The sequence below is a fragment of the Aeromonas sp. MR19 genome (assembly GCF_963899305.1).
Taxonomy (GTDB): domain Bacteria; phylum Pseudomonadota; class Gammaproteobacteria; order Enterobacterales; family Aeromonadaceae; genus Aeromonas; species Aeromonas bestiarum.
The window spans coordinates 1-259 of record NZ_CAWQWZ010000036.1 but is presented as its reverse complement, the minus strand read 5'-3'; the positions used below and the strand labels follow the sequence as shown (position 1 = coordinate 259).

Below are 259 nucleotides of genomic sequence, written 5' to 3'. Positions count from 1 at the left end.
CGAACATCAAACAATTTTGTTGATTTTCAATGTCTGGTGAAGTGACCAAAACGACTTGTTAGCAATAACAAGCCGAACAGTTTATTTCAGCAATTCATTGAGCCGCTGAAGGTTGTTACTTCGGTAATGACACGAAGCAAACCAAACTTAAATTGAAGAGTTTGATCATGGCTCAGATTGAACGCTGGCGGCAGGCCTAACACATGCAAGTCGAGCGGCAGCGGGAAAGTAGCTTGCTACTTTTGCCGGCGAGCGGCGG

At 45.6% G+C, this 259-nt stretch carries 1 rRNA gene; it reads left to right on the top strand.

Annotated elements, in window-relative coordinates:
- Positions 1-149 precede the first annotated feature (149 nt).
- Positions 150-259, top strand: a 16S ribosomal RNA gene (locus AACQ95_RS15895); the annotation flags it as partial.